The organism is Candidatus Paceibacterota bacterium (genome assembly GCA_028714635.1).
Lineage (GTDB): Bacteria > Patescibacteriota > Minisyncoccia > Phycocordibacterales > JAQTLZ01 > JAQTLZ01.
Genome location: JAQTLZ010000012.1, coordinates 1 through 6251, shown reverse-complemented (window position 1 = coordinate 6251; position 6251 = coordinate 1). Strand labels below are relative to the sequence as shown.

Here is a 6251-nt window from a genome sequence, read left to right as displayed (position 1 = left end):
ATAATTCAACTCAAAAACGCAGGAGACGCCGGCAAGGAAACTCTTTCTGTTTCTCATTCTGATTTGAAAGCTTCAATTTTGGAACTTCTCGCAAAGAGCGGTTACATCGCTTCTTTCACCAAGCGAGGAAAGAAAGTAAATAAATTTTTGGATGTTGTTCTTGCAAAGAAGGAAGGGATGCCACGAATCAGCGGAGTAAAAAGACTTTCTCATGTTTCTTCGCGACAATACAAAGGCGTAGCTGATATTCGACGAGTGAAGCAGGGACACGGAATGATGGTGCTCACGACTCCAAAAGGAATTCTTTCTGATGTTGAAGCACGAAAGGAGAAAGTTGGAGGTGAAGCACTTTTCGAAATATGGTAAAAAATTCGTAAAATCGGAGCACTTCTTCGTTGGTTCGGGTCGAAGGCTTCCTCGCAGTAGGTCATCTACAGCTCGGTCGCACTTCTCCCTCCCGCCTCGAATTGCTCACAATTTAACAAATTTTAAAAAAATATGTCACGTATAGGTAAAAAAGTAATATCAGTTCCAGAAAAGACCGAAGTGAAGATCGGTACTGGTGTTATGTCCGTCAAAGGCCCTCTTGGAGAACTTTCACGTCCTTTCAAACACAGTGATGTAAAGATTGCTTTGGCTGATGGCAAAATCACTTTGACTCCAGTCGGCGAAGATTCAGGAGCTCTTTGGGGTACTTACTCTGCGCACCTCACCAACATGATCAAAGGTGTTCATACACCTTTCCAGAAGAAGCTCATCATCGAAGGAGTGGGATACAAGTGGGATGTGAAGGGAGAGGAACTCAATTTGGCTCTCGGATTTTCTCATCCAGTGAAACTCAAAATTCCAAAAGGATTGAAAGTGGTTGCTGAAAAAGGAAATCTCACTATTTCTGGCAATGATGTCGAAATGGTAGGACACTTTACTGCGAAAGTGCGAGATTTGAAAAAGCCTGAACCATACAAAGGAAAAGGAATCCGATACAGCGATGAAGTTATCCGACGCAAGGCTGGTAAGAAGACAACATAATTTCCATGAAATCTGCTAACACAAAATCAGAAAAGAGAATTCGACGACACAAGAAGATCCGCAGCTCCGTCTCCGGAAGCGCAGAGAAGCCTCGTCTTTCGGTTTTCAAATCAAACAAGCATCTCTATGCACAGCTTATTGATGATGACTCACAGAAAACGCTCGCTGTCTTTTCGTCTCTCAATTTGAAAGATTCAAAGAAGAAAATTTCTGAACAGGCAATTGAAATTGGAAAAGAATTGGCAAAGATCGCAAAAGCAAAGGGAGTGACGAAAGTCGTTTTTGACCGAGGAGGTTTCGTTTATCAAGGCAAAATTAAAGCTCTTGCAGACGGAGCTCGTGAAGGGGGATTGATATTTTAATTAAACATATGTCAGACGAAAATACACAACCAAATACAGCTCCAGTAGCACCTACAGCTCCACAAGCTCCTGTAGCAGGTGCTCCAATGAGCGGCGCTCCAATGCCACGAGGCGGTGCACGACCTCAAGGCGGTCAGAGAACTTTTGAAAAGAATCCTCGACGAAATACCCGAAAGCCGGGAGGACGAGATGGCGGACGCACAAAGCCAGAATTTGATCAGAAAATCATTTCTATTCGACGTGTGACTCGAGTTGCTTCCGGAGGACGACGATTCAGCTTCTCTGTGGCGCTTGTTGCAGGAAACCGAAAAGGCTCTGTGGGAGTAGGAATTGGAAAAGGAGCAGATACATCGCTTGCAATCGACAAAGCTGTCCGAAATGCAAAGAAGCATATGATCAAGCTCGCGCTCACAAAGACTATGTCTATTCCGCACGAAGTTGATGCAAAGTTCAATGCTTCACGAGTTGTTTTGAAGCCAGCACGAGGACGAGGAGTTTCAGCAGGAAGCTCTGTACGAAACGTTATCGAGCTTGCAGGTATCACCGACATCAGCGCGAAAATTCTTTCCCGAAGTAAGAATCATTTGAATAATGCGCAGGTTGCGATCATGGCATTGTCAGAGTTTAGAGATAAGACAAAGAAAGTTCTTGCTGCACCGACACTTCAGAAAGAACAGCGATAATTTCAAAAAATAGCATGCAAACCCATAATCTAAAAAGAGTTCATGAGCTTATCACGCACTATCAAGTAGGGCGAGGGGGGAAGCGCGGAAAAACATCTGGCCGAGGAGGCAAGGGACAGACTGCTCGAGCGGGAAACAAGAGACGACCAGAGCTTCGAGACCTCATCAAAAAGCTTCCAAAGATGCGAGGAAGAGGGAAGAACAGCAACAAAACGATCGATTTCCGAAAAGTATACCCAATCAACCTCGATCTTATCGAAGTAGGCTACAATGCTGGAGAAGTAGTTTCTCCAAAGACGCTTCTTGAAAAAGGTGTAGTTCCTCTTGTAAAAGGAAATCTTCCTCTCGTAAAAATTCTTTCTATGGGGGAAATCACAAAGCGTGTTACAGTAGAAGGATGCGAGATTTCAGCCGGAGCGAAGGCAAAAATTGAAAAGGCTGGAGGGACAGCACCCGCACTTCTCGTTCAGCTTCCAAAGCGTGCTCCTATTAAAGTAGTTGTAAAAGAAGCTCCAAAAGCGAAGGCTCCCGCAAAGGCAAAACCAGCTCCCGCAAAAGAAAAGGCTCCAGCGAAGGAAAAAGTTGCCGTTAAAAAATAAGTTTTTCACACAATGGATAATTTCTTCTCCAAATTAAAGCTCATTATCGCGGATAAGAGCATTAGAAATCGAGTACTCTTTACACTCGGTGCTTTGATTATCTTTCGACTGCTCGCAAACATCCCAATTCCTGGAATTGACGTCGCGCGACTGCAAGCTTTCTTCGCAAACAGCCAGTTTTTGGGACTTTTGAATGTATTTTCTGGAGGTGGGCTTTCAAACCTTTCTCTCATTATGCTCGGAGTCGGTCCGTACATCACTGCATCTATCATCATGCAGCTTTTGACCATGATGGTGCCGAAGCTCAAGGCGATGTATCAGGAAGAGGGTGAAGCAGGACGCGCAAAATTTGCACAGTACTCCCGTCTTGTCGGCGTACCGCTCGCATTTCTCCAGGCGTTCGGCTTTCTCCTCCTTCTTCAGAAGCAGGGAATTGTGCCGTCTCTCGGAGGTTTTGCTCTGGCCGTAAATGTTATCGTCATTGCCGGAGGCTCTGTCCTTCTCATGTGGATCGGAGAACTTATCACTGAATTTGGAATTGGAAACGGAGTTTCGCTCATCATCTTTGCCGGAATCGTGGCAAGAATCCCAACAGCAATGAGCCAAGCGCTTGTTTCTTTCGATGCTTCACAAATTCCTGTCTATATCGGTTTCTTGGCTGCCGCCGTAGCGATTATCTTTGGTGTCGTCATCATTACTGAAGGCGAACGGCCAATTCCAGTCACGTATGCAAAGCGAGTCCGTGGAATGAAAGTGTATGGAGGAACTTCGACATATCTTCCTCTTCGATTGAATCAAGCTGGAGTTATTCCAATTATTTTCGCACTTTCAATTTTGCTCTTCCCACAGATGATTTTCAATTTCCTTTCTTCGACAGGGAACGCGACGATAAGCGCTATTGGTACATTCGTCCTTGCTGTTATCGCAAACAAGTGGATTTATGCGCTTGCGTATTTCATCCTCGTATTTCTCTTTACTTATTTCTACACAGCAGTTACTTTCGATCCAGATTCTATTTCAGAAAATCTCCAGAAGAACGGCGCGTTCATTCCAGGAGTTCGCCCAGGACAATCCACTTCAGCGCATATTTATAAAATCTTGAATCGTCTCACGCTTTTCGGCGCACTTTTCCTCGGTATTATTGCTGTGCTTCCGCTCGCAATGCAGGCCCTCACAGGAATTCAATCTCTTGCTATTGGAGGTACTGCGCTTCTCATTGTTGTTTCTGTAGTTCTCGACTTGATGAAAAAAGTAGACGCTCAAATCAGTATGCGCGAATATTAAAAGCTCGAATCTGGCGAATTTCATCGTTACCAAAAAATTTCGCTTCCGTGCAGTAGGTTCACTACAGCGTGGTCGCGAAATTTTTTGTTGCCTCTTTCGTCGTTAGTGGTAGGATGAAATCTGGCCGCAAAGAAAGGAGGTGCATCACGATTACGAGAATCGCCTGAAAATCCGGCTTTCAGCGAGCTCCCAGTGGGTCTCTCCAGGCGAAAATCTGAGGGATTCAAAAGCCTTGTCAAATGGGGGCAACGTTCTCCGGTAAAGAAAAATTAGTGTCGCGCGCGGAGGTCACCAAACCGGTTGGCATAGAAGCGCGTGTAAGTGGAAGCGGGAATTGCTGTTGTCTCCCCCGGGAACGTCTAAAGGCATCTCCCTGGATTTTGTTTTCCAGGAAAACGACAGGTGGAGAATTTTCTCCAAGGGCACGCCAGGTGCCCCAGAAGAACGAACCTATGGTTTCGACTTGGCGAGTGAGGGCGGTGGTGAGAAATCCACCGCTCTTTTTAATTAGGCTGTTTTTTGCTACTATAAGCCGTATTATGGCACCCAAGACATTCATTATGATTGGCCGATCTGGCTGTGGAAAGGGCACTCAAGCTGACCTTCTTTTGGCGCACCTCAAAGAAAAAACTGGTCTCAATGGCTATCATCTCGAGACTGGCAAGAAATTCCGCGAATTCATTCAGTCAAAAGGCTACACTAGCGGGCTTTCTCGACAGATCATTGAGGAAGGGGGGCTTCAGCCTGAATTTCTTGCTATTTGGAATTGGGCGAGTTCTCTTATCGAAAATCTGACTCCTGATGTGCACCTTGTTCTCGATGGTGCTCCACGAAAGCTGTTTGAAGCGGAAGTTTTGAATCTTGCGCTTGAATTTTATAAACGAGAAAATCCTGCAGTTATATTTTTGAATGTCAGCGAAAATTGGGCACGCGAGCGACTCATGGAGAGAGCGCGAGGAGATGATAAGAAAGATAGCATTAACAAAAGGCTTGCATGGTATGAAACTGAAGTGCTTCCTGTTGTCGAGTTTTTCAAAAAGAAAAAGAATTACCATTTTCTTGAAATAAATGGCGAACAGCCGATCGAAAAAGTGCAGGCAGATATTCTCAAAGGTCTCCGTATTTGATTTTAAGCTAATAGCTACCAGCTAAAAGCTACAAGCTACCCTGATGGTTACAAAAAAGACAGAAAAAGATATCGAATACCTGCGCGAAGGTGGAAAGCGTCTTGCTTTCATTTTAAAAGAACTTCAGAAGAAAGTTGCTCCGGGAGTAACCGGGCAGGAGCTTGAAGATTTTGCCCGAAAGCTCACCGAAGAAGGGGGAGACAAACCCGCATTTCTCGGTCACATGTCCAAACACGATAAAGTTCCATATCCAGCAGGACTCTGTCTTTCTATTAACGACGAAGTGGTGCATAGCCCTGCGACTGGCGAAGGTAAGGTTATTAAAGAAGGAGATGTCGTAAGTCTCGATTATGGAATTATTCACAAAGGACTTTACACTGATTCTGCTGTCACGGTGGCTGTCGGAAAAGTTGATGCTGTTGCGAAAAAACTTTTGAGCGTTACCAAAAAAGCTCTGGAGATCGGTATCAAAGAATGTAAAAACGGAAACACAACGGGAGATATTGGTTTTGCAATTGAGGAATACGTGAAGCCTTACAAATTTGGCATTATCCGAGAGCTTGCGGGACATGGAGTTGGTTATAAAGTGCACGAGGACCCCTACATCCCCAATTACGGCAAAAAGGGCACAGGAGAGAAGCTTTTCCCTGGCATGGTGATTGCCATAGAACCGATGCTTAATGAAGGAACAGCCGATATTAAGCTTGCAGAAGATGGATTTACCTATAAAACGCGGGACGGCAAGCGCGGAGCTCACTTTGAACACACCATTCTTATCACAGAGGGAAAGCCTGAAATACTCACCAAATAGGCTCTAGGAGCGCTATCTTTTTTGAATATCTGCCGATATAATACTTGTAAACAAGTAACCTTTATTTATATGGAAAATTTTCAAAATGAAGATGAACTTTTGAAGGCAAATCCGCTTTTACAGCCATCTGGACATGTTCACTCGGAGCCAACAGATGAAGATTTAGAGAGACATACCAAGGAAGTGGAAAGAGAAAATGCAACAAAGGAAACTGTTGTTATTCCAAAACAACGAACTGCTTCAGGGCGTGCCACGATGGAAACAGCTGTTATAGAAAAGCCCGAGCCGGGCAATGCTATTGTTGATCTGCCTCCGGATGATGCGTATGACTGGAAAGTTTACAAGAAGATGACAGG

General features: G+C 44.7%; 9 protein-coding genes. All 9 read left to right on the top strand.

Annotated elements, in window-relative coordinates; genetic code table 11:
- The coding region (gene rpsH, locus PHS53_05025) for a 30S ribosomal protein S8 (GenBank protein ID MDD5357473.1) at window positions 1-366 on the top strand (366 nt) is incomplete at its 5' end.
- A gap of 132 nt (window positions 367-498) precedes the next feature.
- Window positions 499-1029 (top strand): 50S ribosomal protein L6, encoded by a 531-nt coding sequence (gene rplF / locus PHS53_05020; GenBank protein MDD5357472.1) that lies wholly within the window; start codon window positions 499-501, stop codon window positions 1027-1029.
- A gap of 5 nt (window positions 1030-1034) precedes the next feature.
- Window positions 1035-1391 carry a 50S ribosomal protein L18 gene (gene rplR, locus PHS53_05015; protein ID MDD5357471.1) on the top strand — a complete coding sequence of 119 codons (357 nt, stop codon included), beginning with the start codon at window positions 1035-1037 and terminating at the stop codon, window positions 1389-1391.
- Window positions 1392-1399: 8 nt separating this feature from the next.
- Window positions 1400-2074, top strand: a complete 675-nt coding sequence (locus tag PHS53_05010) for a 30S ribosomal protein S5 (protein MDD5357470.1) — start codon at window positions 1400-1402, stop codon at window positions 2072-2074.
- 14 nt (window positions 2075-2088) lie between these two features.
- Window positions 2089-2673, top strand: coding sequence for an uL15 family ribosomal protein (locus PHS53_05005; GenBank protein ID MDD5357469.1), 585 nt, complete (start codon window positions 2089-2091; stop codon window positions 2671-2673).
- 12 nt (window positions 2674-2685) lie between these two features.
- Window positions 2686-3957, top strand: a complete 1272-nt coding sequence (secY, locus tag PHS53_05000; GenBank protein ID MDD5357468.1) for a preprotein translocase subunit SecY — start codon at window positions 2686-2688, stop codon at window positions 3955-3957.
- Between the two features lie 539 nt (window positions 3958-4496).
- Window positions 4497-5084, top strand: a complete 588-nt coding sequence (locus PHS53_04995; protein ID MDD5357467.1) for a nucleoside monophosphate kinase — start codon at window positions 4497-4499, stop codon at window positions 5082-5084.
- A gap of 43 nt (window positions 5085-5127) precedes the next feature.
- On the top strand, window positions 5128-5895 hold the full coding sequence (gene map / locus PHS53_04990; GenBank protein MDD5357466.1) for a type I methionyl aminopeptidase: 768 nt from the start codon (window positions 5128-5130) through the stop codon (window positions 5893-5895).
- 69 nt (window positions 5896-5964) lie between these two features.
- Window positions 5965-6251 (top strand): hypothetical protein (locus PHS53_04985; protein MDD5357465.1); only part of this gene is annotated, 287 nt, incomplete at its 3' end.

What these genes read in the sequence shown, in the direction of transcription:
- PHS53_05005 (MDD5357469.1), top strand. Translation starts at nt 2,089, where the DNA reads ATGCAAACCCATAATCTAAAAAGAGTTCATGAGCTTATCACGCACTAT.
- rplF (MDD5357472.1), top strand. Translation starts at nt 499, where the DNA reads ATGTCACGTATAGGTAAAAAAGTAATATCAGTTCCAGAAAAGACCGAA.
- PHS53_05010 (MDD5357470.1), top strand. Translation starts at nt 1,400, where the DNA reads ATGTCAGACGAAAATACACAACCAAATACAGCTCCAGTAGCACCTACA.
- rplR (MDD5357471.1), top strand. Translation starts at nt 1,035, where the DNA reads ATGAAATCTGCTAACACAAAATCAGAAAAGAGAATTCGACGACACAAG.
- secY (MDD5357468.1), top strand. Translation starts at nt 2,686, where the DNA reads ATGGATAATTTCTTCTCCAAATTAAAGCTCATTATCGCGGATAAGAGC.
- map (MDD5357466.1), top strand. Translation starts at nt 5,128, where the DNA reads ATGGTTACAAAAAAGACAGAAAAAGATATCGAATACCTGCGCGAAGGT.
- PHS53_04995 (MDD5357467.1), top strand. Translation starts at nt 4,497, where the DNA reads ATGGCACCCAAGACATTCATTATGATTGGCCGATCTGGCTGTGGAAAG.